Origin of the sequence: Streptomyces sp. NPDC046712 (assembly GCF_040645695.1) — a bacterium.
GTDB lineage: Bacteria > Actinomycetota > Actinomycetes > Streptomycetales > Streptomycetaceae > Streptomyces.
Window position 1 is genome coordinate 131,685 of the sequence record NZ_JBEYYW010000014.1, and the last position, 26,772, is coordinate 158,456.

The 26,772-nt window shown below is 72.6% G+C and carries 29 protein-coding genes; 17 read left to right on the plus strand and 12 right to left on the minus strand.

Annotated elements, in window-relative coordinates; all coding sequences use genetic code 11:
- Positions 1-65: 65 nt before the first annotated feature.
- Positions 66-668, minus strand: coding sequence for a methyltransferase domain-containing protein (locus ABZ939_RS19905; protein WP_361856490.1), 603 nt, complete (start codon positions 666-668; stop codon positions 66-68).
- A gap of 151 nt (positions 669-819) precedes the next feature.
- Between ABZ939_RS19905 and ABZ939_RS19910 the strand changes: the two genes are divergently transcribed.
- From ABZ939_RS19910 to ABZ939_RS19930, 5 genes are all read left to right on the plus strand, one after another.
- Entirely contained in the window at positions 820-1,710 is an 891-nt protein-coding gene (locus tag ABZ939_RS19910; RefSeq protein WP_361856492.1) for an MHYT domain-containing protein, read from the plus strand.
- 129 nt (positions 1,711-1,839) lie between these two features.
- Positions 1,840-4,629: a nitrate- and nitrite sensing domain-containing protein gene (locus ABZ939_RS19915; RefSeq protein ID WP_361856495.1), complete on the plus strand. Its 2,790-nt coding sequence runs from the start codon at positions 1,840-1,842 to the stop codon at positions 4,627-4,629.
- Complete coding sequence (locus tag ABZ939_RS19920) at positions 4,626-5,060, plus strand: roadblock/LC7 domain-containing protein (RefSeq protein ID WP_361856498.1); 435 nt, start codon at positions 4,626-4,628, stop codon at positions 5,058-5,060. The genes ABZ939_RS19915 and ABZ939_RS19920 overlap by 4 nt, the downstream gene beginning before the upstream one ends.
- Before the next feature lie 21 nt (positions 5,061-5,081).
- A complete protein-coding gene (locus ABZ939_RS19925) occupies positions 5,082-5,498 on the plus strand; it encodes a DUF742 domain-containing protein (RefSeq protein ID WP_361856500.1) in 417 nt (138 codons plus the stop codon).
- Positions 5,479-6,099, plus strand: a complete 621-nt coding sequence (locus ABZ939_RS19930) for an ATP/GTP-binding protein (RefSeq protein WP_361856502.1) — start codon at positions 5,479-5,481, stop codon at positions 6,097-6,099. Before ABZ939_RS19925 ends, ABZ939_RS19930 begins: the two co-directional genes overlap by 20 nt.
- A gap of 20 nt (positions 6,100-6,119) precedes the next feature.
- On the opposite strand, the gene ABZ939_RS19935 is transcribed toward ABZ939_RS19930, so the two are convergent.
- Positions 6,120-6,545, minus strand: a complete 426-nt coding sequence (locus ABZ939_RS19935) for a PPOX class F420-dependent oxidoreductase (RefSeq protein ID WP_361856505.1) — start codon at positions 6,543-6,545, stop codon at positions 6,120-6,122.
- Positions 6,546-6,682: 137 nt separating this feature from the next.
- Between ABZ939_RS19935 and ABZ939_RS19940 the strand changes: the two genes are divergently transcribed.
- The 3 genes from ABZ939_RS19940 to ABZ939_RS19950 all read left to right on the plus strand — a co-directional run bounded on the left by ABZ939_RS19940 (position 6,683) and on the right by ABZ939_RS19950 (position 9,820).
- Positions 6,683-7,096 (plus strand): roadblock/LC7 domain-containing protein, encoded by a 414-nt coding sequence (locus tag ABZ939_RS19940; protein ID WP_361856508.1) that lies wholly within the window; start codon positions 6,683-6,685, stop codon positions 7,094-7,096.
- A 130-nt stretch (positions 7,097-7,226) separates the two neighbouring features.
- The gene (locus ABZ939_RS19945) at positions 7,227-8,189 is read left to right on the plus strand and encodes a DUF6397 family protein (protein ID WP_361856511.1); all 963 of its coding nucleotides are present in this window, start codon (positions 7,227-7,229) and stop codon (positions 8,187-8,189) included.
- Positions 8,190-8,272: 83 nt separating this feature from the next.
- The gene (locus tag ABZ939_RS19950) at positions 8,273-9,820 is read left to right on the plus strand and encodes an ATP-dependent DNA ligase (protein ID WP_361856514.1); all 1,548 of its coding nucleotides are present in this window, start codon (positions 8,273-8,275) and stop codon (positions 9,818-9,820) included.
- Between the two features lie 10 nt (positions 9,821-9,830).
- Here the strand turns inward: ABZ939_RS19950 and ABZ939_RS19955 are convergent, their stop codons facing one another.
- Positions 9,831-10,376: a DUF6328 family protein gene (locus ABZ939_RS19955; RefSeq protein WP_361856517.1), complete on the minus strand. Its 546-nt coding sequence runs from the start codon at positions 10,374-10,376 to the stop codon at positions 9,831-9,833.
- Positions 10,377-10,564: 188 nt separating this feature from the next.
- Here ABZ939_RS19955 and ABZ939_RS19960 point away from each other — a divergent pair, with 188 nt between their 5' ends.
- From ABZ939_RS19960 to ABZ939_RS19975, 4 genes are all read left to right on the plus strand, one after another.
- Entirely contained in the window at positions 10,565-10,942 is a 378-nt protein-coding gene (locus ABZ939_RS19960) for a hypothetical protein (protein ID WP_361856520.1), read from the plus strand.
- 233 nt (positions 10,943-11,175) lie between these two features.
- Positions 11,176-11,970: a polysaccharide deacetylase family protein gene (locus tag ABZ939_RS19965; protein WP_361856523.1), complete on the plus strand. Its 795-nt coding sequence runs from the start codon at positions 11,176-11,178 to the stop codon at positions 11,968-11,970.
- A 388-nt stretch (positions 11,971-12,358) separates the two neighbouring features.
- Positions 12,359-13,057, plus strand: coding sequence for a hypothetical protein (locus ABZ939_RS19970; protein WP_361856526.1), 699 nt, complete (start codon positions 12,359-12,361; stop codon positions 13,055-13,057).
- Positions 13,057-13,428, plus strand: a complete 372-nt coding sequence (locus tag ABZ939_RS19975; RefSeq protein WP_361856529.1) for a peptidase inhibitor family I36 protein — start codon at positions 13,057-13,059, stop codon at positions 13,426-13,428. The genes ABZ939_RS19970 and ABZ939_RS19975 overlap by 1 nt, the downstream gene beginning before the upstream one ends.
- 144 nt (positions 13,429-13,572) lie before the next feature.
- Here the strand turns inward: ABZ939_RS19975 and ABZ939_RS19980 are convergent, their stop codons facing one another.
- The 7 genes from ABZ939_RS19980 to ABZ939_RS20010 all read right to left on the minus strand — a co-directional run bounded on the left by ABZ939_RS19980 (position 13,573) and on the right by ABZ939_RS20010 (position 19,546).
- Positions 13,573-14,763 (minus strand): globin domain-containing protein, encoded by a 1,191-nt coding sequence (locus tag ABZ939_RS19980; protein WP_361856531.1) that lies wholly within the window; start codon positions 14,761-14,763, stop codon positions 13,573-13,575.
- 87 nt (positions 14,764-14,850) lie between these two features.
- A complete protein-coding gene (locus ABZ939_RS19985) occupies positions 14,851-15,303 on the minus strand; it encodes an Rrf2 family transcriptional regulator (protein WP_361856534.1) in 453 nt (150 codons plus the stop codon).
- A gap of 36 nt (positions 15,304-15,339) precedes the next feature.
- Complete coding sequence (locus ABZ939_RS19990) at positions 15,340-16,197, minus strand: hypothetical protein (RefSeq protein WP_361856537.1); 858 nt, start codon at positions 16,195-16,197, stop codon at positions 15,340-15,342.
- A gap of 281 nt (positions 16,198-16,478) precedes the next feature.
- Positions 16,479-16,883: an SHOCT domain-containing protein gene (locus ABZ939_RS19995; RefSeq protein ID WP_361856540.1), complete on the minus strand. Its 405-nt coding sequence runs from the start codon at positions 16,881-16,883 to the stop codon at positions 16,479-16,481.
- Between the two features lie 146 nt (positions 16,884-17,029).
- The gene (locus ABZ939_RS20000) at positions 17,030-17,485 is read right to left on the minus strand and encodes a peroxiredoxin (RefSeq protein ID WP_361856542.1); all 456 of its coding nucleotides are present in this window, start codon (positions 17,483-17,485) and stop codon (positions 17,030-17,032) included.
- Between the two features lie 154 nt (positions 17,486-17,639).
- On the minus strand, positions 17,640-18,209 hold the full coding sequence (locus ABZ939_RS20005; protein WP_361856545.1) for a PadR family transcriptional regulator: 570 nt from the start codon (positions 18,207-18,209) through the stop codon (positions 17,640-17,642).
- Between the two features lie 41 nt (positions 18,210-18,250).
- The gene (locus ABZ939_RS20010; RefSeq protein WP_361856548.1) at positions 18,251-19,546 is read right to left on the minus strand and encodes an FAD-dependent monooxygenase; all 1,296 of its coding nucleotides are present in this window, start codon (positions 19,544-19,546) and stop codon (positions 18,251-18,253) included.
- A gap of 97 nt (positions 19,547-19,643) precedes the next feature.
- Between ABZ939_RS20010 and ABZ939_RS20015 the strand changes: the two genes are divergently transcribed.
- The 3 genes from ABZ939_RS20015 (at position 19,644) to ABZ939_RS20025 (ending at position 21,819) form a co-directional block, all read left to right on the plus strand.
- Complete coding sequence (locus tag ABZ939_RS20015; protein ID WP_361856551.1) at positions 19,644-20,222, plus strand: TetR family transcriptional regulator C-terminal domain-containing protein; 579 nt, start codon at positions 19,644-19,646, stop codon at positions 20,220-20,222.
- A gap of 62 nt (positions 20,223-20,284) precedes the next feature.
- The gene (locus ABZ939_RS20020; protein ID WP_361856554.1) at positions 20,285-21,079 is read left to right on the plus strand and encodes a metalloregulator ArsR/SmtB family transcription factor; all 795 of its coding nucleotides are present in this window, start codon (positions 20,285-20,287) and stop codon (positions 21,077-21,079) included.
- 176 nt (positions 21,080-21,255) lie between these two features.
- On the plus strand, positions 21,256-21,819 hold the full coding sequence (locus ABZ939_RS20025) for an MBL fold metallo-hydrolase (RefSeq protein ID WP_361856557.1): 564 nt from the start codon (positions 21,256-21,258) through the stop codon (positions 21,817-21,819).
- A gap of 171 nt (positions 21,820-21,990) precedes the next feature.
- Here the strand turns inward: ABZ939_RS20025 and ABZ939_RS20030 are convergent, their stop codons facing one another.
- Both ABZ939_RS20030 and ABZ939_RS20035 read right to left on the minus strand, forming a co-directional pair.
- The gene (locus ABZ939_RS20030; protein ID WP_361856560.1) at positions 21,991-22,707 is read right to left on the minus strand and encodes a response regulator transcription factor; all 717 of its coding nucleotides are present in this window, start codon (positions 22,705-22,707) and stop codon (positions 21,991-21,993) included.
- Complete coding sequence (locus ABZ939_RS20035) at positions 22,704-23,555, minus strand: histidine kinase (protein WP_361856562.1); 852 nt, start codon at positions 23,553-23,555, stop codon at positions 22,704-22,706. The genes ABZ939_RS20030 and ABZ939_RS20035 overlap by 4 nt, the downstream gene beginning before the upstream one ends.
- Before the next feature lie 137 nt (positions 23,556-23,692).
- Here ABZ939_RS20035 and ABZ939_RS20040 point away from each other — a divergent pair, with 137 nt between their 5' ends.
- Together ABZ939_RS20040 and ABZ939_RS20045 are read left to right on the plus strand one after the other, a co-directional pair.
- Positions 23,693-24,415 carry an ABC transporter ATP-binding protein gene (locus tag ABZ939_RS20040; protein ID WP_361856565.1) on the plus strand — a complete coding sequence of 241 codons (723 nt, stop codon included), beginning with the start codon at positions 23,693-23,695 and terminating at the stop codon, positions 24,413-24,415.
- A complete protein-coding gene (locus ABZ939_RS20045) occupies positions 24,412-26,763 on the plus strand; it encodes an FtsX-like permease family protein (protein ID WP_361856568.1) in 2,352 nt (783 codons plus the stop codon). The genes ABZ939_RS20040 and ABZ939_RS20045 overlap by 4 nt, the downstream gene beginning before the upstream one ends.
- The last annotated feature ends 9 nt before the right edge of the window (positions 26,764-26,772 follow it).

The following is a 26,772-nucleotide window of genomic DNA, read 5'->3' on the forward strand; positions in this document are numbered from 1 at the left end:
CTCCACGGTAGACAGGGAAGTGCCGGGACAGAAGGGCGCGTTGGGACCCTCTACGACGAGCAGGCTCAGCGGTCCTCGCGAACGGCGAGCACCAGGTAACGGTCGTTCTCGTCCACGTACTCGGCCATCCGCCATCCGGAACCGGAGAGAAGTGGGCGCAGATTGGGCTCGGCGCGCAGATCGTCGTCGGTGATCTGCCGGCCGTGGCGGGCGGCGAGGGCCGCTCGGCCGATCGGGTGGAAGAGGGCCAGCTGTCCGCCGGGGCGGACCACCCGGGCCAGTTCGCGCAGGTTCTCGGCGGGGTCCGCCAGGTGGGAGATGAGACCGGCCCCGAACACAGCGTCGAGCGCCCCGTCGCGCAGCGGCAGCCGGGCGACGTCCGTCAGCAGCAGGTCGGCGGACCCGTCGCGGCCGGCGCGTACCGCCTCCGCGAGCATCTCGGGTGTCAGATCGGCGCCGATGACGGTCCCGGCCGGACCCACTGCCGCACGCAGCGCGGGCAGGGCACGGCCGGTGCCGCAGCCCGCGTCGAGGACGGAGTCACCGGGGCGCAGCCCGAGATCGGCGACGGCCGCGGCGTAGGCGGGGCCGTCGTCGGGGAAGCGGGCGTCCCAGTCGGCGGCGCGGGAGCCGAAGAACTCCTGGACATGGGTGGGGTCATCGCTCATGCGTGCATGATGCCTCAGCCTCAGGGGTGAACGTCCTGCGCGCACGTTCGAGCGCGGCACGATCGTTCTGGAACATCTCTGTGTCATATTCCATCAGGTTTCGAAATGCGCCCCCGATGCGCCCCCCTGTGCGGACTACCGTCCCTGGGCCATGGGACACCTGGACCACGCCACCTTCGGCTGGCTGACACCTGTGCTGTCGTACGCGATGGCCTGCACAGGCGCCGCCCTCGGGCTGCGCTGCACCGTACGAGCGCTCGACGCGACCGGCCGATCGCGACGCAACTGGCTGCTCACCGCCGCGTCCGCCATCGGCACCGGCATCTGGACGATGCACTTCGTCGCGATGCTCGGATTCGGCGTGACCGGGACCGACATCCGCTACAACGTTCCGCTGACCATTCTCAGCCTGATCATCGCCATGGCCGTCGTCGGAGTCGGCGTCTTCGCCGTCGGGTACGGCCGCGACCGGACCCGCTCCCTCCTGATCGGCGGCCTCACGACCGGCGTCGGCGTCGCGAGCATGCACTACATGGGCATGGCCGCCCTGCGGCTGCACGGGCGGGTGATGTACGACCCCCTGCTCGTCGCGCTCTCCGTCGTCATCGCGGTCGTCGCCGCGACGGCGGCACTGTGGGCGGCGCTCAACATCCACGCCCCGGCCGCCGTGGCGGTCGCCTCGCTGGTCATGGGCGCTGCGGTCAGCAGCATGCACTACACCGGCATGTTCGCCGTCCGCGTCGAGGTCGCCCCCTCGGCGTCGGCGCTTCCCGGGGCCACGGCCATGCAGTTCATCTTCCCCCTCGCGGTGGGTCTCGGCTCCTATCTCTTCATCACGTCGGCCTTCGTCGCCCTCTCCCCGACGGCCGGGGAACGCGCCGCGTACGCCTCGGCCGAGCGTCTCACCGAGCCCGACGAGCGCGCGGTCGACGTGGCACCGCCCGGCTACCACCCGGAACCGGCCGTCGCCGACAGCGCGGGCGGCGCGGCCTCCTACGCCTACCCGGTGGGCCCGGTGGACGGCGGGCGGGCCCGCACCTAGCCCACACCTGGCCCGCATCTGGCCCACCTCCGGGCCATCCCGGGTCGCAGCCGCAGCCGCAGCCCGCAGCGCGGCCCGCGCGAGGGACGCACACCGCACCAGGACAGACGCAGCCGGAACGAGGAGGCCATGCGAACTCCCCGCAAGACCCAGGACGCCGACACCCCGGCACCGCCGCAGGCGGCGCGCGGACGGCGCGCGCACGCAGGGCCGCCCGCCGACGAACCCCCGGAGCGCGCCCACGACGCCCAGGCCGACCCGGCCGGGCCGGGTGGTCTGGCCGGGCCGCCCGCCCCGCCCCGACGCCGTGGCCTGCGCCCCCGCACCGTCCGCGCGAAGATCGTCTCGCTCCTGATGGTCCCCGTCGTGTCGCTGCTCGCCCTGTGGGGCTTCGCCACCGTCACCACCGCTCAGGACATCTCCCGGCTCCGCCAGCTCCAGCGGGTCGACGCGGAGATCCGCGAACCCGTCGCCGCCGCCGTCACCGCGCTGCAGGCCGAACGCCGCGCCGCCGTACGCCAGGTCGCCGTGCCAGGCGCCGGACGCGTCACCGAGCTCAAGGAGCAGATGCTGCGCACCGACGCCGCCGTCGCCCGGCTCCGCCTCGACGCCCGGCACACCGTCGGCGACACGGGAGACCTGCCCCGTGACGTCGCCGACCGGATCGGCCGGTTCGTCACCAAGGCGGAGGGCCTCGGCCGGCTCCGCACCGCCGCGGCCGCCGGGAAGGCCGACTGGGACCAGGTGTTCACCGAGTACACGGCCGCGATCACCGCCGCCTTCGCCGTCGACGGCGCACTCACCGGCATCCAGGACGCGGAGATCGGGGCCGACGCGCGCGTGCTGCTCGAGTTCGGGCGAGCGGGCGAGATGCTCGCCCGGGAGGACGCCCTGCTCGGCTCGGCCCACCTCGGCGGAGAGTTCAGCGCCGAAAGGCTTCGGCAGTTCACCGGGGCCGTCGAGACCCGCCGCACCCTCACCGAGTCCGCCACCGCCGATCTGCGCGGCCCCGAGCGCGCCGCCTGGGAGAAGCTCGTCGCCCAGCGCGGCTACCAGCAGCTCACCGCCGCGGAGGACCGGGTACGCGTCGCCGCCCCCGGCCGCAAGGCCGCCCAGGCCGTGCCCGCCGCCACCTGGGACGACGCCATGGCCGTCGTACGCGGCGGGCTCACCAACATCGAGACGGACGCCCGGCGTGCCGCGGCCGACCGCGCGGACCCCTTCGCGGGCGGCGCGCTGACCGCCGGCGGTGCCGCTGTGCTGCTCGGCCTCGCCGCCGTCGCCGCCTCCCTCGCCATCTCCGTACGCATCGGCCGTGCCCTGGTCATCGAACTCGTCAGCCTGCGCAACACCGCTCTGGAGATCGCCCGCCGTAAACTTCCGGCCGCCATGCGCCGGCTGCGAGCCGGCGAGGAGCTCGACGTGCACGCCGAGGCCCCGCCGGGACCCGCTCCGGGGGACGAGATCGGGCAGGTCGGGGAGGCGCTGACCGTCGTCCACCGGGCGGCTCTCTCCGCCGCCGTGGAGCGCGCCGAACTCGCCAGCGGCATCTCCGGCGTCTTCGTCAACCTCGCCCGCCGCAGCCAGGTCCTGGTCCACCGTCAGCTCAACCTGCTGGACAGCATGGAGCGCCGGGTCGACGACCCGAACGAGCTCGGCGACCTCTTCCGGCTCGACCACCTCACGACGCGGATGAGGCGGCACGCCGAGAGCCTGATCATCCTCTCCGGCGCCGCCCCCGGCCGGGCGTGGCGGATGCCCGTCCCGCTGACCAACGTCGTACGGGCCGCCGTCTCCGAAATCGAGGACTACGCGCGCGTGGAGGTGCGCCGGCTCCCGGAGACGGCCGTCGTCGGCGGCGCCGTCGCCGACCTCACCCACCTGCTGGCCGAACTCATCGAGAACGCCGCCCAGTTCTCCCCACCCCACACCAAGGTGCGGATCAGCGGGGAACCGGTCGGCAACGGCTACGCCCTGGAGATCGAGGACCGCGGTCTCGGCATGGGCAAGGAGAGTCTCGCCGAGGCCAACACCAGGATCGAGCAGTCCGAGGCCCTCGACCTGTTCGACAGCGACCGGCTCGGCCTGTTCGTGGTCAGCCGGCTCTCCTCCCGCCACGACATCAAGGTCCACCTGCGGACCTCGCCGTACGGCGGTACGACAGCGGTCGTCCTGCTCCCCAACGACGTGCTGCAGGGCGCGCTCCCTCCCGGGCGGGGCACACCGAACCCGCGGGCGTCCGAGGACATGCGCGCCGACGCGTCGCACGGCTACGCACCGCCCGGCACGCACGGGGAGCGCGGGCGCGCCGAGGCCGGGCCGCAGACATCCTCCCCGCGCCACCGGCAGCAGCCCGCCCCCGTGGCACCCGCACCGCCCCAGGCGCAGCCCCTGCCACGCCCGCCACGGATCCCGGCCCTGGCGGGGCAGCCGGAGGGCTCGGAGGCAGGCTCCCCCGAGCAGCCGCCGGCCGGGGTCACCACCCTGCGCCAGCGCGGCCGTTCGGCCCCGCCACCGCAGCCCCCGCACACCTCGCAGGCCGCGCAGCCCCGGTCGGCACCGACAGGCCCCGGCCCCGTCGACGAATCCGGCGATCTGCCCCGCCGCGTGCGCCAGGCCAACCTCGTACCGCAGCTGCGCGAGGCGCCGCCGGCCGACCTCCCGGCCACCCCGGCGGTCCAGGGCGCGGAGGAACGCACCCCTGAACAGGTCAGGGACCGCATGACCGCCTACCGCGACGGCTGGACGCGCGGCGGCGGCGCGGCCCCCGGCACCCGGCGCCCCCTCGGCCCCGGCTCCGGCCGAGCCTTCGGCAACGACCCCGGCACAGGCCCGGCCACCGGCCCGGGCAGCGACCTCGACCGTGACCACGACCGTGACTACGGCCGCGACTTCGGCAGTGAAGGAGACCACGCATGATCGACCACGAGAGGATGTCCCACCACCGTTCCGGTGAACTCGACTGGCTCCTCGACGACCTCGTCGCCCGGGTCCGCGAAGTCCGTCACACGGTCGTCCTGTCCAACGACGGGCTGGCCGTCGGCTCCTCCAGCGGCCTCAGCCGGGAGGACGCCGAGCACCTGGCCGCCATCGCCTCCGGATTCCACAGCCTCGCCAAGGGCGCGGGCCGCCAGTTCCACACCGGGGGCGTGCGCCAGACGATGGTGGAGATGGACGACGGCTTCCTGTTCGTCGCCGCCGCGGGAGACGGTTCGTGTCTCGCCGTCCTCAGCTCGGTGAGCGCCGACATCGGGCTCATCGCCTACGAGATGGCCCGCCTGGTCAAGCGCGTCGGCGAGCACCTGCACACCCCACCGCGGCTCACCGGCACCCCGCCGGCCGCAGGCTGACCGGAGACACCGGAGACGCCCATGAACGAGGACAGCGTCGGTGACGGCCAGGCCGTGCCGGGCAGTCAGTGGTACGACGCGGACGCGGGGCCGCTCGTCCGGCCGTACGCGATGACCGGTGGCCGTACGAAGCCGGGACCCAGCAACGTACGGTTCGACCTCATCGCACTTGTCGTCGTCGACGACAACCCGCCCGGCCCGGCCGAGGAGTCGCTCCTCGGCCCGGAACACCGGGCCCTGCTCACCCTGTGCCGGGCCGAGACGCAGTCGGTGGCCGAACTCGCCGCCGACGCCGACCTGCCCGTCGGGGTCGTCCGTGTTCTCCTCGGCGACCTCCTCGAAGCGGGCTTCGTCAAGGTCAGCCGACCCGTACCGCCCGCCCAGCTGCCCGACGAACGGATCCTGAGGGAAGTCATCGATGGCCTACGAGCGCTCTGACAGCAGCACCGGCGCGGGCGGCGGCGTGGACACCACGGCCCTCGCCCTGAAGATCCTGGTCGCCGGCGGATTCGGCGTCGGAAAGACCACCCTGGTGGGCGCGGTCAGCGAGATCCGTCCGCTGCGCACCGAGGAACAGCTCAGCCGGGCCGGGGAGACCGTCGACGACACCGGAGGCGTCGACCAGAAGACCACCACCACCGTGGCGATGGACTTCGGCCGCATCACGATCCGGTCCGGGCTCTCCCTCTACCTCTTCGGCACACCGGGCCAGGACCGGTTCTGGTTCCTCTGGGACGAGCTGTCCCAGGGCGCCCTCGGTGCCGTCGTCCTCGCCGACACGCGACGACTCGAGGACTGCTTCCCCGCGGTGGACTACTTCGAGCACCGCAAGATCCCCTTCGTCGTCGCGGTCAACTGCTTCGCCGGCGCCCGCAACTACGGTGCGCACGAGGTCTCGCGCGCGCTGGACCTGGACCGCGGCACGCCCGTGGTGCTGTGCGACGCGCGGGACCGGGACTCGGGCAAGGAGGTGCTGATCCGCCTCGTCGAGTACGCCGGGCGCGTGCACACGGCCCGGCTGCTGGACTCGGTCGGGTGAGGGAGTCGGGAGGCCCGGGGTCAGTCGGAGACTCCGCCCTGGGCGACCACCTTGTCGATCCGTACGCGGACGAGCAGTTCGCCGGGCACCCCGTTGCGCTCGCCGAACTCCTCGGCGCGGTCCTCGCCCATGTAGCGGCCGCCGATACGGGCGGCCCAGCGGCGCAGTTCGAGCGGGTCCTCACTGATCTCGGCGCGGCCCTGGAGGGTGACGAAGGCGAACGGCGGCCGGTCGTCGTCGACGCACAGCGCCACCCGCCCGTCGCGGGCCAGATTGCGGCCCTTCACGGTGTCCTTGCCGGTGTTGAAGACGAAGTCGTCGCCGTCGAGCACGAACCAGATCGGGACCACGTGCGGACTGCCGTCGTCGCTCACGGTCGCCAACTTGCCGGTACGGGTTCCCGCGGACACGAAGGCCCGCCATTGCTCCTGGGTCATCTTTGCCATGCGTCCATGGTGCGGCACGCACGGCGCCCAGGGGTGCTTGCTCTGTCCACGACAGTGCGTAAGGCTTGCCCGCGACACGCGGACCGCGGGGACTTCGGGTCGACGGGGACGCCACACACAGGGGGAAGGACCGACACATGGCGCTGGACAAGGGACTGGACTGGCTCCTGGACGACTTGACCCAGCGGGTCGAGTACATACGGCACGCGCTGGTGCTGTCGAACGACGGGCTGGTGACGGGCGCGAGCAGTGGTCTGGAGCGGGAGGACGCCGAGCACCTGGCCGCGGTCTCCTCCGGTCTGCACAGCCTGGCCCGTGGCTCGGGCCGGCACTTCCAGGCCGGCCGCGCGCGACAGACGATGGTCGAGTTCGACGAGGCCCTGCTCTTCGTGACGGCGGCGGGCGAGGGCAGTTGCCTGTGCGTGCTGAGCGGAGCGGAGGCGGACGTCGGCCAGGTCGCGTACGAGATGACACTGCTGGTGAACCGCGTCGGTGAGCATCTCGGAGTGGAGGCACGGCAGCCGGGCCGGGCGGGCATCGCCGGGCTCTGAGGTTGTCCACAGGGGCGACTCGGGGTCGTCCGACGACGCCTTGTGCGGTTGTCCACAGGTCGAGCGGGAGTGGAGCGCCGCGGGCTACGGTCGTCACCGAGAGTATTCGTCGCTCACGGGGGAGACCGTCATGACGGTGGATGAAGGCACGCGCGCACTGGCACCGACGCGGGCAGCGCAGGAACTGGAACTGAGGCGCGACGAGTTCCAGCTCGCCGTTCAGCTGGGGCTGGTGAGGACGGTGCCGGGCGTGGCGCCCGGTGCGCCGAGGGGCCCGGGGGCCGTCGGCCCCCTCGGCCCACCGGGCGGGCGGCGCCGGGTGGAGCAGGCCGAGATCGACCGGCTCAGGGCGGCACCGGACTTCCCGGACGGACTGCGCGAGCGGGTCCGCACGGTCGGCACGACGGAGGCGGCCGGGCTGCTCTCCGTGACGCCGGACCGCTTCACCAAGCTGGCCAGGACAGGACACTTCAGCCCGGTGCGGTTCTATCTGAACCGCTATCGCGCGGTGGTCTGGCTCTATCTCGTGGGTGAGCTGGCCGAGTTCGCCCTGACTCGGCAGAGCCTGCTGACCGGAAGGCTGCCGCAGGAGATCCGCGAACGGATCGACGGAGGGGAGGACCGGCGGCCCCGTAACTGGCGGGCCAGGCGGCTGGGGCTGCTGCTCCGCGCGACCGAGGACCCGTGGGTGCGGGCGGCGGCGATCGCCTCGCTCCTCGACCCGGCCCAGCTGGCCGAGGTCGTCGACGACCCCTACGAGCGCACCCATCTGGACCGGCTGCGCCCGGAACCGCCCTCCGGGCGCCCGGAGTCGGCGGCCTCCCGCGAGATCGCGGACCGGCTGATGCTGGCGGACGACCCGGACGAGATCCTCTGGCACCGGATGAGCCTGGCCATCGCCCTGGACGAGGCCCGCGCGGACCGCCCGGCCCCGCGCCCGGACGGGGGAGCCGGGCAGGCAGTGGCCAGACCGCCCCGCCCGGCGACGCTGCCACGGCCCTCCGCCCACCGCACCCGCCGCGGCCTCCTCGACCGCCTCCGCCGCCGCAGGACAGAGACCGCCGGAGACAAGGAGGCGGTGGTGCCGGGCTAGGGGCTGTCCAGTCCTGGGGGTCCCGATGGGCGGGCGCTGGGGCCGACGTGCGGCTTTGTGTGCGCGCGGGGGAGGATGGGGCCATGCTTCTGGCCCGAGTCGCGGACGCTTCCCAGCAGGTCGCCGCCACCTCCGCCCGCTCGCGGAAGATCGCCGTGCTGGCCGAGCTGTTCTCGGAGGCCGCGCCGGAGGAGAGCCCGCTCGTGATCGCGTACCTCTCCGGCCGCCTCCCGCAGGGGCGGATCGGCGTCGGCTGGAGCGTGCTCAAGGAGGCGATCCCGCCGGCCGTGCCGCCCGCCGAGCAGCCCACGCTCACGCTCGCCGGCACCGATGCCGCCATGACCGCGCTCGCGGCAGTGTCCGGTGCCGGTTCGCAGGCGCAGCGGGCCCGGCTCGTCCGTGAGCTGATGGCGGCCGCCACTCGGCCGGAGCAGGAGTTCCTGCTGCGGCTGCTCTCCGGCGACGTGCGCCAGGGCGCTCTCGACGCCATCGCCCTGGAGGGCGTCGCGCGGGCCGCCACGGTTCCCTCCGCCGAGCTCCGCCGCGCCGTGATGCTGGAGGGGTCCCTGCCCCGCGTCGCCCAGGCCGTGCTCGCGGACGGCCCGGCCGCCCTCGGCGCCTTCGCCCTGCGGGTGGGCACCCCCGTCCTGCCCATGCTCGCCCACACCGCGGGCTCGGTCACCGAGGCCGTCGCCGGGCTCGGCCCCTGCGTCGTCGAGGAGAAGCTGGACGGCATCCGCATCCAGGTGCACCGTGAAGGGGACCAGGTCCGGGTGTTCACTCGTTCCCTGGACGACATCACCGGGCGGCTGCCCGAAGTGGTCGCCCGCGCTCGGGAGATGACGGCCGACTCGTTCATCCTGGACGGCGAGGTCATCGCCCTGGACCCGGCCACCGGTCGGCCGATGGCGTTCCAGGACATCGCCTCGCGGGTCGGCTCACGCGTCGACGTCGAGACGGCCAGCGCCGCGCTGCCGCTCGCGCCCGTCTACTTCGACGTGCTCGCAGCGGACGGCGAGGCCCTCATCGACCGCCCCGGCCAGGAGCGGCATGCTGTCCTGGCCCGCCTGCTTCCCGAGCCCCTGCGGGTGCGTCGGTTCGTCGTCGACGACCCCGGCTCGGTCGCCCAGGTCGAGGCTGCGGAGCGGTTCTTCTCCGACACGCTGGCCCGGGGCCACGAGGGAGTGCTGGTCAAGGCGCTGGAGGCGCCGTACGTGGCAGGCCGGCGGGGCCGCACCTGGCTCAAGGTCAAACCCGTGCACACCCTCGACCTCGTCGTCCTCGCCGCGGAGTGGGGCCACGGCCGTCGCACCGGACTGCTCTCGAACCTCCACCTCGGCGCCCGCGCCGCCGACGGCACGTTCGTGATGCTGGGCAAGACGTTCAAGGGCCTCACCGACGAGATGCTGCGATGGCAGACCGAGAAGCTGGGCGAACTGGCCGTGGACGACGACGGATTCACCGTACGCGTGCGCCCCGAGCTCGTCGTCGAGATCGCCTACGACGGCCTCCAGCGTTCCACCCGCTACCCGGCGGGCGTCACGTTGCGCTTCGCCCGAGTCGTACGTCACCGCCCCGACAAGCCCGCCGCCGAGGCCGACACCGTGGAGCAGGTGACCGGCCAGGCCTGAACCGGGGCGGTCAGCCTCCGTCCTTGCCCTCGTCGCCGTCGTCGTGAGGGTTCGTGTAGCGCCTCCGCACCCAGAGCGGCAGTACGAACCAGCAGAGCAGGTACCAGGCGACGAGTCCGCTCACCAGCCAGGGCACGTACGAGGCCTGGGTCGCCACGCGCAGGACCAGCAGCAGCGCCGACGCCAGCGTCGCGAGCAGCAGCAGGAGCCCGATGAACGTCAGCCGGGAGGCCCAGACCACGGCATGCGGTTTGATCCGCCGTCCCGCCACCAGCCGATGGAAGGAGACCGGTCCGATCAGGGCGCCCGTGGCCGCCGCGCCCAGTGACACCGTGATGACGTAGATCGTGCGGTCGGCCGACCGGAGCTCGGGGAAGCGAGTCGTGAACACGACCGTGAGCAGAAAGCCGAAGAGGATCTGGACGCCCGTCTGAGCGACCCGGATCTCCTGCATCAGCTCGCTCCACCGCCGGTCCGCGTTCTCCTCCGGCGTCTCGTGGCGGCCTCGGAAGAGACCACGGTCGTCCGTCTGCTCCCTGCCGGGCCGACTGGTCATGACGCCTCCCGATGTCGCCCACTCCTGGCGGGTAACCGCTCACGGTGACCTCAACCTGATGGTCTCCGAAGAGCGGCTCCCGTGCGCGCCGCGGCAGCCCCGTGTATGGCGGACCGAACCTCGCGGGACGCCCGCGTGCGAGGGATGCTGGAATCGGCAGGACGACCGGCCCGCCAGGCCGCGAGGAGATGAGCGACGTGTACGACATGCACATCGACACCGATGTCACCGTGCAGCTGAGCGACTGCAACCGGGAGGACGCCCAGGCCGTGTTCGACGTCCTGGACCACGTCTACGAGCTCGAGGACATGACGGCGCCCGGCCCGCGGGCGGCCACGGCACCCGAGGCCACGGTCTGGATGGCCACTTTCGACACGGCCGCGGGCCGCCACGAGGAGATCGCCCCCGTTCATCTGAACGGAATGGTCGGAGCGCTGCTGACCGGCGGCTACCACGCCGTCGACGAGATGGAGAAGACGCTCGCCGCCACCTTCGACATCCAGTCGCTCCAGTCGGTCTCCGGCGACCAGGAGACCGAGGCCCGGCTCCTGCTCGCCTCCCGCTGACGGGCCGGCCCCCGCGGCAGGCGCTCACGGACGCCCCGGGCGGAGCGGACGGGCCCCGCCCGGGGCACACGTGTGCCCCGGAACAGCCGCAACCCAGGAACGGATCACTGCCCCACCCCCTGCGCAAGGCATCTATACACCGTGTGTAGAGTGCTCGGCGTGCCACTCGACAACCGCCCTGACCAGGCACGAGTGGCTTTTCGAAGTCGTCGACGGGGAAAGCGGGTTGCCACATGTTCCGAACCAGGCCGGGGAAGCGCCGTGGATCGGCCGTCGCCCTTCTGGCGGCGGCCTCTCTGATGCTGGCGCTCAGTGGCTGCGGGGTCGACCCGATCACCCCAGGCGACGCGCGGGGCGAGGCCGCCGGCTCCGACGACAAGGCGGGGGACGGCAAGGCTGGGGCGGGCACCGGCGCGGTCGACTGCGGCAAGGTGAAATGCATCGCGCTCACCTTCGACGCCGGACCCGGGAAGGACACGCCGCACCTCCTCGACGTCCTCAAGGAGAAGCAAGTTCCGGCCACCTTCTTCCTGCTCGGCAAGAAGCATGTGGACCGCCATCCCGAGGTGGTCAAGCGCATCGCCGACGAGGGGCACGAGGTCGCCAATCACACCTGGACCCACCGCATCCTGACCGATCTGGAGGCCGAGGAGGTACGGGACGAACTCTCCCGCACCCAGGAGGCGATAGAGAAGATCACCGGGCGCAGGCCCACCCTGATGCGGCCGCCGCAGGGGCGCACCGATGGCACGGTCTCCGAGGTGAGCCGCGAACTCGGGCTCGCGCAGATCCTGTGGAGCGTCACGGCCAAGGACTACTCCACGACCGATTCCACGCTCATACGGCAGCGGATACTCGACGGCGCCCAGGGTGACGGGATCATCCTGCTGCACGACATCTACGACGGGACCGTTCCCGCCGTCCCCGGGATCATCGACGAGCTGAAGAGGCGGGGCTTCACATTCGTGACCGTGCCGCAGTTGCTGGCGCCGGGCCAGGCCGTGCCGGGCGAGGTCTACCGTCCGTAGCGTGAGATGTGAGATAGGTGAAAACGGGGTGAGGTGTCTCACACCGGTCACCTCGGACACCGCGGAACACCGCATGAAGGTTTATCGTTCATGCATATGTGACTGCGAAGGGGCCTGGTCCCCGAGTCCCCCCTTGAGGTGACCGCCTCTCGCCGTCACGGCGAACGGCCCCGGTTGGAATCCCCCGTCCAACCGGGGCTGTGTCGTTCCCGGACATCCGGACATCTTCCGCAGGCGCAGGCAGCCCTCCGACGGCGCGCACTCCGGCGCGTTCGACCCCTTCGAGTGACCTCCCGCATGGGCCGCTCCCGCCCGGGCAGTGATCGCCCCGGGCCGTGACGATCACGACGACGGCCCGCTGACCAGGCGCTTCACAAGGGGGACCGTCATGCTTCGCAGGACCGCGCACGTCCGCCGCGCCGTCGGGACGCTGGTCGCCGCGCTCCTTCTCGTGGGCTGCTCCACCGCCACACCCGGACCGACCGTCCCGCCGACGCCCCAGGCACAGGACGAACTGCTCAGGACCGTCGAGCGCACCCTCGTCGACAGCTGTCTCGGCGCCCGAGGACTCACCCTCGCCGTCCGGCCGCGCACGGACGACGACGACCGGCGCCTGCAGGCAGCCCTCTTCGGCGCCGGCCCCCACGAGCTGTCCCTCACACTCGCCACCGGTCACACCGTCACCGCCCACACCGACGGCTGTCTCGCCGCCGCCCGGCAGACCCTCTACGGCGACCAGACCCGCTGGTTCCGCGCCCAGGTGACCGTCGACAACCTGCGCGCCGAAGCCCAGGCGCGGATGAAGGACGATCCCGCCCACCGATCGGCGCTGGAGCGCTGGATCCGGTGCGCCGCCCCGCCCGGCGCCCCGCGCCCCGAACGCCCGGACCCCGCCGTCGCCGTCCGGTGCGAGCGCGAGAGCGGCCTGGCCGACGTACGCGCCCGGCTGGAACCCGCCGAGCTGGCGGAGGTGCGCGCCCTGCGCGCCGATCAGCTCACCTCCTACCGGCAGTTGCGCACCCGCGCACTGCGGCGGGCAGCCGAACTGTCCGCAGGCACCATCACAGGGAAAGGCACCCACACCTGATGAAGCGCATGCTCACGACCACCGCCGCGGCTCTGCTCGCCCTCGCCGGCGGCCTCGCTCTGACCACGCCGGTCCAGGCGGCCGACTGCCCGAGCGGCCACTTCTGTACCTGGCAGGAGGCCAACTTCGGCGGTCAGCGCGCCAACTGGAGCGGCGACGACGGCTGGTGGGAGAGCTGGATCGCCGACACCGACTCCTCCTGGGCCAACCACGGCATCTCCGGAGCGGGGGTCAAGGACCACGTCCGGGTGTTCGAGAGCGCCTGGCAGGGCGGCGCCATGACGATCTGCCTGACGCCCGGCCAGGAGGTCGGCTACAACGGCGCCGCCAACGACCGCGGGGACTCCCACACCTGGGCGATGAGCTGCTGAACCGAGCCCCGGGCCGCCCGACCGGCCCCGCACCACCGACGGTGCGGGGCCGGTCGGGCCTCGGGCGGTCCTGACCGCCCGAGGACCCCGCGGCTCGGGGCGTACGCCACGAACTCCCGGCCTGGTCGCCCAGGACCCGGTGTGTCAGCCTTCCGCGCCGAGCCAGAGGTCGGGGCCGAAGACCTCGTAATGGACGGCCGCCGCCGCCACTCCGCCGGCCAGCAGGTCGCCGCGTACCTGTCGCATGAAGGGAAGGGGGCCGCAGAGGTACGCCGTCACGTCGGCGGGGACGTCGAGTGCGGTGACGTCCGCGCGGCCGGAGCGGGCGTCGGCGGTGTCGCCCGGCTCCTCGTACCAGAGGTGGAGGGAGCCCTGCGGCAGCGCGTCGACCAGGCGGCGCAGCTCCTCGCGGTGCGCGTGGTCCGCGGGGGAACGGTCGGCGTGCACGACGGTCACCGGGCGGGTCGAGCCGGTGGCGGCGAGGCGGTCGAGCATGGCCAGCATCGGCGTGCTGCCGATCCCCGCGGAGGCGAGGAGCAGAGGGCCCTCGCCCTCGGGCAGGACGAGGTCCCCGAACGGGGCGGACACCTCGACGGAGTCGCCAACGCGCGCGTGCTCGTGCAGCCAGGTCGACACCTCGCCGGCGGGGTCGCCGTCGACGCGCTTCACCGTGATCCGCCACTGAGGGCCTCCGGGCGCGGCGGAAAGGCTGTACTGGCGGATCTGCCGGGCACCGTCGGGCAGTTCGACCCGCACGCTCACGTACTGTCCCGGCCGGAACGACCCCGCAGGCCGCCCGTCGATGTGCCGCAGGACGAAGGAGACGGTGTCGGCCGTCTCCTGGTGGCGCTCGACGATCTCCATCGGGCGGCGGACCTCGCCCTCCGCGACGCCCGTCTCCTGGTAAAGGCGGGCCTCCAGCGCGATGAGGGCGTTGGCCATCAGCCAGTAGACCTCGTCCCACGCCTGTGCGACCTCGGGTGTGACGGCCTCGCCGAGCACGTCGGCGATCGCCGCGAAGAGGTGCTCGTGGACGACCTTGTACTGCTCCGACGTGACGCCGAGGGAGGCGTGCTTGTGCGCGATCCGGGAAAGCATGACGTCCGGCCGGGCGTCCGGGCTGTCGAGGAGCGCCCCGGCGAACGCGGCTATCGAGCCGGCGAGTGCGCGCCGCTGGTCGCCGTTGGCCTGGTTGCCGCGGTTGAACAGATCCCGCAGCAGCTCGGGGCGGGCCGCGAACATCCCGGCGTAGAAGCGATCGGTGATGTCGCCGAGCGCGGCTCCGACGACGGGAAGAGTGGCTCGGACGACCGGGACGGCCTGCTCGGACAGCATCGAGACTCCAATTCTGGTAGATGATCTACGTATTTAAAGAGGGGTGTGACCTGCCGACGGCCGGTGGGCGTGGCAGGGGAAGGGGTTTCAGTCGTCGTGGCGCGCGCTCAGCGAGACGAGCACCGGCCCGGTGGGGGACTCGACCAGATCCGCGACGGTGAGCGGATCGAGTGTGCGGTAGAAAGCCTCCTGCGCCTCGCGGAGAGCTCCGCGCAGCCGACAGGCCGCGCGCAGCGGACAGGGGGTGTCGCCCTCGCAGGCGACGACCTCCTCCTCGCCCTCGAGCGTCCGTACGAGCCAGCCCACCGAGGCGCGCCGCCCTGTCTCGGTGAGGGCGAGGCCGCCGCCGCGACCGCGCCGCGCCTCCACGACGCCGAGATGCTGGAGTCGGGTGACCACCTTCGCCATATGGGCGTAGGGCACGGCCATCACCTCCGCCACCTCGCGCGTGGTGGCGGAGGGGTCCTGCCCGGGGGCTTCGGGGACCGCCAGGCGCATCACGGCACGCAGCGCCAGGTCGGTGAATTTCGTCAACCGCACGTCGTGGCCGTATCAAACAAGTATTTTGGACACCTATTAAGGGCCTGGGGAGGGGTGCGAAGGTCGGCGGGAGCGACCGGCGTGGCGGCGCCAGAGCCACAGGCCGCCCGTGACCAGGGGGGCGATGACCACGATCAGGGCGATCAGTGGCCACCGCGCGCCGGCGAGCTCCAGGTCGGTGAAGACGACCAGAGCCACACCTGAGACCGGTACCAGGATCGAAGCCAGTGCGCGCAGCGCGGCCGGCACCATGTCCGGCCGGAGGCGGGCGGCCCGTGGTGGAGGTGTGTCGCGGCTGCCGACGTAGTGGAGCGTCGCCCGCTCCATCAGCCGGGTGGTGGCCCGGTGGTACGACACGGCCAGGTATGGGAGCCAGACCAGCGGTGCCACGAGCCCGGTCAGGAAGACCAGGGCGAGGAGAGACCACTGGCCGAGCTGGGAGAGCTTGCTCCGGCTGTCGTCGTCGGGCGTGAGGATGCCGAGAAGACGGGCCATCCGCAGGATCAGGGCCCAGAGCGTGGCGATCCGGCCGGAGCCGGGCCGGGACCTGTCAGTGGGGGTGGGTGCGGGCGCGGTGCGGGCACGCAGAACGGCCCGGGCCGCCTCCGTGTCCTCGTACACCCCTTGCAGAACGAGCAGCTCGGCGGCGCGCTCGGGGGCGGTGGTGTCGCGGCCCTCGATACCGGCCAGTTCGAGCACGGTCCGTGCCTGCAGCAGCAGCGCACCGCAGAAGGCGAACGGAATGAGCACCATGAACGGACCGCCCACGAACGCCCCTTCGGCGGTGACCGCGCGGCGGCCCCGTGCCGCGACCCTGGCACGGAGCTCGGCGGGGGCCGCTTCCGGATGCTGCTCGCGCAGCCGCCGTGCGTTTCGGCCCGCCGCCGGGCCCATGTGCCGAAGGGCGAACTCCGCGAGCAGCTCCGGCAGCAGGCCCGGTGCGGCCCGGGCCTCCCGCAGCAGTGAGCGGGAGAGCTCGGCGGCCGGCGCGTCCGCGTCCTCGGCGGCGGCGCCGCCCGCGTTCGAGCCTGAGCCCGAGCCCGAGCCCGAGCCCGAGCCCGAGCCCGAGCCCGAGCCCGAGCCCGAGCCCGAGCCCGAGCCCGAGCCCGAGCCCGAGCCCGAGCCCGAGGCCGCGTCGGCGTCGGCGTCGGCGTTCGAGTCCGCGTCCGGGTTCGTCAGGACAGGACCTTGGCCTTCGCCCTCTCGAACTCCTCGTTCGTGATGGCGCCCTTGTCCTTGAGTTCGGCCAGCCGGGCCAGCTCGTCGACGCTGCTGCCCTTGCCCTCGCCGGGGGCCGTTCCGGCCGCCTTGCGGATGTACGACTGGAACGCGGCCTCGTTCTCCCTGGCCTGATCGAGATCCCGGCGGGTCATGCCCTTGCCGCGAGCGATCACATAGACCAGCACGCCGAGGTACGGGAGCAGGATGCAGAAGATCAGCCATCCTGCCTTGGCCCAGCCGTTCATCTCGTGGTCGCGGAAGATGTCCGTGATCACCTTGAACAGGAGGAACAGCCACATGATCCAGAGGAAGAACCAGAGCATGGTCCAGAAGACGTTGAGGAGGGGGTAGTCGTCCATTCCTGCACTCCGTTCCGGCCGCGGCCGCTGTCGGACCGCGCGTACGAGTGAGTTTTGCCCAACCCCGGTCCGCCCGCATGTCGGGGCCGACCCGCCCTGGACCCCACATGCGGTCCCTCAAGGCGATGCTTCTCGGCAGGTGACCGTCAGACCGTGCGCTTCCGCAGCGCCGCCAGTGCGCGGTCGGCGTGCGCGCTCATCCGCAGCTCGCTGCGGACCACCTCCAGGATCCGGCGGTCCTGGTCGATGACGAACGTGACCCGCTTCGTCGGTGCGAGCGAGAAGCCGCGCGTCACCCCGAACCGGTCGCGTATCGCTCCCTCCGGATCGGACAGCAGCGGGTAGCCGAGCGAGTGGCGGTCGGCGAACTCCTGCTGGCGCTCCACCACGTCGGAGCTGATGCCGACCGGGAGTGCTCCCGCCGCCCGGAACTCGCCGGCCAGATCGCGGAAGTGGCAGGCCTCGGCGGTGCAGCCGGGTGTGAGGGCCGCCGGGTAGAAGAACAGCACCACCGGCCCGTCCGTGAGGAGGTCGACCAGCGAGCGAGGTGTCCCCGTCTCGTCCGGAAGAGTGAAGTCCTCGACGATGTCACCGACGTTCATCCGGTCCGCCCCTTGTCCGCGACCGGCACCTCCGGTCGACGACCCGTGACGTTACCGCAGGGTAAGAAGGTGCGTCACCAGTCGCGGGCGACGGCCGGCAGACGGTCGTACAGGCAGGTGGAGGGGTCGCCGGTCGGGCCGGCCGGGCGGTGCCTCAGGCCTGCTGCCGTACGGCTCGGCGCTGATCCAGGATCGCGAGCACCTGCTCGCCCCAGCGCAGGTTCTCCTCCTCGAGGGAGCGGCCCCGCATCAGCGTGAGGTAGGGGCCGATCCGCTCCGCCTCGCGGAGGTACGTGGCCTCGTCCCGGCCTGCGAGCATCCACTCCCGCAGCCGCTCCCACCGCGCCAGCTTGCCCCGCGCCCACTCCATCCGCTCCTCGACGAAACCGCGCACCGCGTCGGTGTCGCCCTCGTCGCATGCCTGGACCTGGACCATCAGCTCGTCACGGATGGCGGTCGGACGCGGCGGCCGGGCCGTGTACGCCATGAGGTCCTGGCGTCCCGCGTCGGTGAGCGAGAACATCCGCTTGTTCGGGCGGCGTTCCTGTTGCACGACGCGGGCGGCGATCAGACCGTCGTCGGAGAGCCGGTCCAGCTCCCGGTAGAGCTGCTGCGGCGTGGCGGCCCAGAAGTTGGCCACGGACACGTCGAAAATCTTGGCCAGGTCGTATCCGGATGCCTCGCCCTCCAGGAGGGCTGCCAGGACCGCGTGCTTGAGAGACATCCGGACAAGCTAGCAGCCTCGTTGAGTAGTTTTGTCCGCACCTATTCAACGAGGGGCGCTCCCGCGGGCGCTCCGGGGAGCCGGGGCGCGGTCCAGTCGGCGTGCCGCAGGATCATGCGTACCGCCATGCCGGAGGGGGCCAGCCGCAGGGCCGCGTTGCGCAGGGCGACGGTCGCCGGGCCGGAGAGCTGCTGCCCCATGCGGCCGGCCTTGCGGGCGGCGACGGTGACCGACTGGGCCCGTGGGCGGCGCTCGGCGTCGTAGGCGGCGAGCGCCGCGGTGGTGTCGGGGCCGTGCGCGAGGGCGGCGGCGAGCACGACGGCGTCCTCCAGCGCCTGACAGGCGCCCTGGCCGAGGTTCGGGGTCATCGCGTGGGCCGCGTCGCCGAGCAGGGCGACCCGCCCGGACAGGAAGGACGGGAGCGGGGTGGCCAGTTCGTGGATGTCGTGGTGGAGGACGGCCTCGGGACGGGTCGCGTCGAGCAGTCGCGGGACGGGGTCGTGCCAGCCGGCGAACCGCCTGCGGACCTCGCCGAGCGGATCGGCGTGGCGCACCCCGGCGGGGGAGTTGAGGACGGCGTGCCACTCCGCACGGCCGTCGTCGAACGCGATGTGCCCGAACTCGACCCCGTGCCCCCAGGTGATCTCGAAGTCCGTGGGCAGGTCCAGCGGCCGTTCCGTGAGGGCGCGGAGCACGGTCGAGCCGCTGTACGCCGGGCCCGGGTGGTCGGGGAAGAGGGCGGCCCGGGTACGGCTGTTGACGCCGTCGGCGGCCACGACCAGGTCGGCGTCGAGGTAGGCGTCGAGGCCGGCGGCGGGTTCCGCGCCGGGAGTCGAGGACGACGGGGAGGCGGGAGAGGCCGGAGCGGCAGGGGAGTACGGAGAGGCCGGGGAGTCCGGGGAGCCGACGGGTCGCGTCCGGACGCGGACGCGGTCCGGCGCGGACTGGTCGACACCGGTCACCTCCACACCGACGCTCACGCTCTCGGGCGGCAGCGCGGCACGCAGCAGGCGGTGCAGAGTGGCGCGCGGGATGCCGACGATGGGTGTGCCGAGGGCGCGTTCGAGGGCGGCGCCGTCCATCCGGGCGAGCCAGGCTCCGTCCGGCGTGCGGGTGCCGCCCGTGTACTGGCCGCGCGCCGCCGCCCGCACGGCCGCGCCCACACCGAGTGCGTCGAGGGCGCGGATGCCGTTGGCGGCGAGCGAGATCCCCGCTCCGGCATCGTCGAGCACGGGTGCGCGCTCCACGATCCGCACCTCCCAGCCGACGTGCCGCAGCCCGATGGCGGCGGCGAGCCCACCGATGCCCGCGCCGACGACGACAGCGATGTTCCCCATGACGACCCAGCCCCTCTGTCGAACCGACCCATGTCCCACATTCTTCTACATCTGTAGAAAGCGTAGCGCGCGATCTCTACAGGTGTAGAAAGAGGGGGTGACCTCCGATCGACGTACCCTCCTCGCCGACGCCGCGCTCGGTGTCCTCGCCGACGCCGGGATGCGCGGGCTGACCCATCGAGCGGTCGACGCCGCCGCGAAGCTCCCGGCCGGTACCACCTCGGCGTACTACCGCACGCGCTCGGCCCTGCTCACCGCGCTGGTGCGCCGCCTCGTCGAGCTCGACCAGGCCGAGCTGACCGCGGCGGCGGAGCGCACTCCCGGGCCGCGCTCGGCGGCCGAACTCGCCCACGCCATCGACGCGCTCGTCGCCGCGCGCCTCACCGGCGAAGGGCGCCGGCGCTCACTCGCCCGCTATGCCTGCGCCGTCGAGAGCGTGCGCGACCCCGAGCTGCGCGAAATCCTGATCCCGCGCGAGAACCCGGGGCGCGACACGGTCCGCGACTTCCTCGCCGCCCAGGGGGTCGAGGACCCCGAGGGGCGCACACTGACGTTGCTCGCCTGTGTGGACGGTCTCGTGTTCGACCGGGTCGTGACGGGCGGGAGCGTCGCCGTCGAGGAGGTCGAAGGGCTGGTGGCGGCTGCGCTCCGGCCCGCCGGGGTGGAGGGTCGTTGACATGCAACCAGGCGGCTGCCTATCGTAGAGGCAGCTAAAAGGCTGCATGTTGAGGTGGGGCGATGGACGAGGTGTTCAAGGCACTGGCGGATGCGAGCCGGCGACGGCTGCTCGACAGCCTGAACGCCCGCAACGGCCAGACCCTGCGTGAACTCTGCGCGGGTCTGGACATGGCACGGCAGTCCGTCAGCAAGCATCTGGCGCTTCTGGAGGCGGCGGGGCTGGTGGTCACGGTGCGGCGGGGACGGGAGAAGCTGCACTATCTGAACGCCGCTCCGATCCACGCCATCGCGGATCGCTGGATCAGCCAGTACGCCCGCGAGCGCGTCCGTGCGCTCGCCGACCTGAAGTCAGCATTGGAGCAGAGCCCGATGGACAGCAACGCGTTCGTCTACACCACCTACATCCGCACCACCCCCGACGAGCTGTGGCAGGCCCTCACCGACCCGACCTTCACCCGCCGCTACTGGGGTGTCGCCTTCGAGTCCACGTGGACCGCCGGCTCGCCGATGGTCTGGGACGAGGGCGGTCGCAAGACCAGCGACCCCGAACAGGTGGTCCTCGCGGCCGAGCCCGGCCGACGACTCTCGTACACCTGGCACTCCTTCACGCCGGCCTGGGCCGAGGCGGTCGGCATCGGGGACGAGGTGTACGCGAAGCTCGCGAAGGAGCGCCGCTCCAAGGTGACCTTCGAGATCGAGCCGGCCGGGGACATGGTCAAGCTCACCGTCGTGCACGACGACCTGGAGCCCGACAGCACGATGCGCGGCATGATCGCCGAGGGGTGGCCGGCCCTGATCTCCAGCCTCAAATCCCTTCTGGAGACGGGCGAGGAGCTGCCCGAGCCGCCACGGTGACTCGGCCGGGGGCGCGGTGCGGGGGCGATCCCGGGCGTGCGCCGCGCGCCGATTGCTCTCGTCCGGCGCGTCCGGGCGGGCCCGGCATCCGCGTCCCCGAACTCTGGCGAGAAAGGGCCCCCGGCCCTGGCCGGAAACAGTGCGTCATGCGCGATCTGTCACGCTAACGTGCGCCCATGACCGCCACCTTGACCATTCTGACCGCGGGCTATGTCGGCCCGCGCACCGCGTCCACCGTCAGCCTGCTCCGTGACGGGGACACCGTGGTCGTCGTCGACCCGGGCATGGTCGCCGACCGCAAGCTGATCCTCGGCCCGCTGGCCGACGCGGGTGTGGCGCCCGAGCAGGTCACCGACGTGGTGTTCAGTCACCACCACCCGGACCACACCCTCAACGCGGCGCTCTTCCCCGCTGCCCGTTACCACGACCACTGGGCCATCTACGAGGACGACCTCTGGATCGACCGCCCCGCCGACGGCTTCGTGATCTCGCCCTCCATACGTCTCGCGGCCACACCGGGACACACCCCGGAGGACATCAGCACCCTCGCCGACACCGCGGACGGCCTGGTCGTGCTCACCCACCTGTGGTGGTCGGCGGACGGTCCCGTCGAGGACCCCTACGCCACCGACCCCGCCGCACTGCACGCCTCGCGCCGCGCGATCCTCGACCTGGCCCCCGCCCTGGTGGTCCCCGGCCATGGCGAGGCCTTCGTCCCCACCGCCGACACCCCTCGATAGCGCCGCCCGGATGCGCGGCGCCACCATCGGCATCGCCCGCGGCAGCAAGGACTTCTTCGACATCAAGGTCCAGTGGGCGACCCGGTCCCCTGGAGCGGCGAGTACCTGCACGCCGCCCCCGCCACGCCTCGGGAGCGCTCCTGCCCACACTCTGACCACCCCCGACGTCCGTCAGCCGGCGTCCCCGCCCGGCGTGACCAGACCCGTCTCGTACGCGAGCACCACCGCCTGCGCCCGGTCGCGCAGCGCCAGCTTCGCGAAGATCCGGGCCACATGGGTCTTCACGGTCGCCTCGCTCAACGTCAGGACCTCGGCCAGTTCCGTGTTGGAGAGCCCGCGTCCCATCAGGGTGAGCACCTCCCGCTCCCGAGGCGTCAGCACCGCCAGATCACGGTGGACCGCCGGCGCGTCGCCGCCCGTACCCGGAGCACGGTCGCCACCCGCGAAGCGCTCCACCAGACGGCGTGTGATCGACGGGGCCAGCAGCGCGTCCCCCGTGTCCACCAGCCGTACGGACGCGGCCAGATGCTCCGGCGTCACGTCCTTCAGCAGAAAGCCGCTCGCGCCCAGGGCCAGCGCCGCGTACACATAGCGGTCCAGGTCGAAGGTCGTCAGCATCAGGACCTTGCACCGCGGCGCCTCGGCCAGAATCCTCCGGGCGGCCTCCAGGCCGTCCATCCCCGGCATCCGGATGTCCATCAGGACCACGTCCGGTCGCAGCCGCCGGACCGCCGCGACCGCCTCGGCCCCGTCGCACGCCTCCCCGACGACCTCGATGCCGCGCGTGGTCAGGATCAGCCGGAATCCCGTACGGATCAGAGCCTGGTCGTCGGCGATGAGCACCCGAGGCGCCGGCGCGGCCACATCCTCCGCCCCCGCGCCCGTCATGCGCCGTCCAGCGGGATCCGGGCCCGGACGCGGTAGCCGCCGCCGAGGCGCCGTCGCGCGTCCAACTCCCCGCCGTACACCGCGACCCTCTCGCGCAGCCCGATCAACCCGCGGCCCGCACCCGCGTGGTCCCGGAGCGACAGCCTCGGCGCGGCGTCGCCGGACAACACGCTCGGACCGCTGTTGAGCACCTCCACCCGCACGTACCGTTCCCCGTACCGCACCGACACCTCCGCCTTCACCCCGTCGCCGTGCCTGAGCGCGTTCGTCAGCGCCTCCTGCACGATCCGGTACGCCGTCACGTCCACCCCGGTCGGCAGCGACCGCGGCTCGCCCGAGATCCGTACCTCCACCGGAAGCCCTGCGAAGGCGATGCGGTCGACCAGCGGACCGAGCCGGCCCAGACCGGGCTGCGGGGCGAGCGACGAGAGCTCCCCCGCGTGCGGCTCGCTGTACGGTTCGTCCTCGCCGCTCGGCGAGGGCGCGAGCAGTCCGAGCAGATGACGCAGCTCGGTCATCGTGTCCCGGCCCGCCGACTCGACGGCCTCGATGGCCTTCGCCGCCTCCTCCGGCAGCGTGGCGAGCACCTCACGGGCCGCCCCGGCCTGCACCACCATCAGCGCCACGTTGTGGCTGACGATGTCGTGCAACTCGCGGGCGATCCGGGCGCGTTCCTCCTCGACCGCGATCCGGGCCGCGCCCTCCCGCTCCCGTTCGAGCAGCCGGCGCCGGTCCTCCAGCGTCCTGCGCTGCAGCCGCCGGGCCCGTACCAGCGCCACCGCCAGCCATCCGGCCACCGCTCCGAGCACCACCAGAGCCCCGACCCACCCCACCCACGATCCACCCACGGGGCTCACCCTCGCAGAACACCAGGTCATCCGCATCATCACCGGGATGCAGCCGCATACATCCCCGGGATGACCCGGCCCGGCGAATACCTCGGTGGAGTGATGCTCCACCCGCGCCCGCTCCGTAGGTTCCTGCCATGACCACGGAAATCGACACGGCCACGGACCGGACGGACCAGATCGTCGTCCGCCTCGACGGCATACGCAAGGAGTTCGGGGAGACGACCGCCCTGGACGGGGTCTCGCTGGAGATCCGCAGCGGCGAGGCCGTTGCCGTCATGGGACCCTCCGGATGCGGCAAGTCCACCCTGCTGAACATGGTCGCCGGACTCGACCGGCCCACCTCCGGGAGCGTGCTCGTCCACGGCGACGAGCTCACCGGCATGAACGAGAGGGAGTTGGCCCTCTTCCGGCGGCGCCGCGTCGGCATGGTCTTCCAGTTCTTCAACCTGCTGGACGACCTGCCGGCGCTCGACAACGTCGCCCTCGCCGCGCAGCTCACCGGCACCCCGGCCGCGCAGGCCCGCCGCCGCGCCCTGGAACTCCTCGACGAACTCGGCATCGCCGACCGCCGTCACGCCTACCCGGCCGTGCTCAGCGGCGGCGAGCGCCAACGGGTCGCGGTCGCCCGCGCCCTGATGAACCGCCCGGCGCTGCTCCTCGCCGACGAGCCGACCGGGGCCGTCGACACCCGGGCAGGCGAACAGATCATGGACCTGCTCCTCGACCTCAACCAGATAGGGCAGACCCTGCTCCTGGTCACCCACGACGAGCGGATGGCGGCGCGCTGCGCCGGCCGGATCGTCGACATGCTCGACGGCCGTGTGGCCGGCGAGCGCAGCGTGGAGCGCACGGCATGAGCGCGGTGTGGCGCGCCTCGCGCGCGGCCGTCCGACGCCGCCGGCTCCAGACCTTCGTCATCGGCCTCGTCGTGTTCTTCTCCACCGCCACCACCGTGGTGGCCCTCGGCCTCCTGGAGGCGGCCTCCGGGCCCTTCGACAAGGGCTTCGCCCAGCAGCGCGGGGCGCACACCGTCGCCGCCTACGACGCGGCCAAGGTCTCGGACGATCAGCTGGCCGGGGCTGCCGGAACGCGCGGCGTGGCGGCGGCCGCGGGGCCGTATCCGCTGGCGGTCCTGAACGTCCCCGAGGGCAATCCGCCGCCGTTCGTCGGCCCCCTCCACGTGGTCGGCCGCTCCGGTCCGGACGGGGACGTGGACCGGGTCGATCTGTGGAAGGGGCGCTGGGCGACCGCCCCAGGTGAGATCGTCATCAACGACCCGCGGTCCGCGGTCGCCCTGCTGCCCTTCCAGGCGGAGAGCCCCGGCTTTCCCCTCGGCGACACGATCAAGGTGCCCGGTCTGCCGACCCTCACCGTCGTCGGCTACGCCCACAGTCTGAGCAACAGTGCCGACGGCTGGGTCTCTCCGACCCAGATCGACGCGCTCCGGCCGACCATGACGCAGATGCTCTACCGCTTCGACGACCACGCCACGGACGCCGACGTGGCGGCCGGGCTCGCGGCCGTCGGCGCCGAGCTCCCGTCCGACTCCCTGCTCGCCTCGCAGTCGTACCTCACCATCAAGCGGGACGTGGCCTCCGGCCCCGGCTCCTACGTGCCCTTCCTCGTGGTCTTCGGCCTCCTGGGCCTCGCGGTCGCCGTCCTGATCGTGGCGAACGTCGTCAGCGGCGCCGTGGTCTCCGGCTTCCGGCACATCGGGGTGCTCAAGGCCCTGGGCTTCACACCCGGTCAGGTCACGGCCGTCTACCTCCTGATGGTGACCGTCCCGGCCGTCGTGGGCTGCGTGATCGGCACCGCCCTCGGTGACCTGGCCGCCCGCCCGCTGCTGTCCGGCGCCTTCCAGGGGAGCGGCCTGCGCATCGAGGGGATCAGCCTCCGGGTGGAACTCGCCGCGCTGATCGGGATGCCGCTCGTGGTGCTCCTCGCGGCACTCGTCCCCGCCCTGCGGGCCCGTGGGCTCTCGGCGACCGAGGCGATCAGCGCGGGCATCGCACCGCGCGGGAGCGGCCGCGGAGCGCGGATGCAGCGCCGGCTCAGCGGGACGCGGCTGCCGCGAGCGGTCAGTCTGGGCCTCGGCATGCCGTTGGCCCGGCCCGGCCGTACCGCCCTGACCCTCTCTGCGATCGTGCTCGGCGTGCTGACGGTGACGTTCGCGACCGGCCTCGCCGACACGGTCGTGAAGGTGACCGAGGCCTCCGAGGAGGACACCGACGTCACCATGCGGCCGGCGAACCCGTTCTTCCGGGAGCCGACGGCGAAGGAGCGCAGCGATGCCGAGATGGAGGCGCTGCTGCGGTCCGTGCCCGGCGCGGTCGAGGTGACCTCGGACCTCATCGTCGGCCTCTCCCTCGTCGGTCGGGCGGACGACATCGACGGGTTCTTCCTGCGCGGCGACCACGCGGCGCTCGGACACGAGAAGCAGCTCGTCGAGGGGCGTTGGCTCGAGGGAGCCGGGGAGACCGTCGTGGCCTCGGAGTTCCTGAACCGGACCGGAACGAAGGTGGGCGACCACCTGACCGTGGACCTGGCCGGGAAGCGGACCGAGGTGACCGTCGTCGGCGCCACGATGACCGGTGAACCGGACCGGCTGATGTTCGACCGGCGGACGCTGACCCGGCTCGACCCGGCGTACCGGCCGGAGACCCACCAGTACCGCTACCACGTCAAGCTCGACGCGAACACCTCGCCGGAGCAGTACGCGGCGGCGGTGGACCGTGCGGCCGGCCCTGGCCTCCACCCCATCCATGGGTCGACCGCGTCCTTCACAGTGGCCGTCGTCAGCCTCTCCACCGCCCTGTCCCTGATGCTCGGCACGGTCGCGGCGCTCGGCGTCTTCAACACCGTCGTCCTCAACACCAGGGAGCGCCGCAGGGACATGGGGATGCTCAAGTCGATCGGGATGACCCCACGTCAGGTGATCGCCATGGTGGTGACCTCGATGGCGGCGCTCGGGGCGATCGGCGGTCTGATCGGCGTACCGCTCGGGATGGTCGCGCACCGGGTGGTCGTACCGCTGGTGGCCGAGGCCGCGCTGGTGACGCTCCCGAGGTCGGTACTCGACGTCTGGGCCGCCCCCACGCTCGCCCTGCTCGCCCTGGCCGGTGTCACGCTCGCCGTCCTCGGCGCCCTGCTCCCCGCCCGGAGGGCCGCGCGTCTGACGATCTCGGAGGCGCTGCGCAGCGAGTGAGCACGGCGA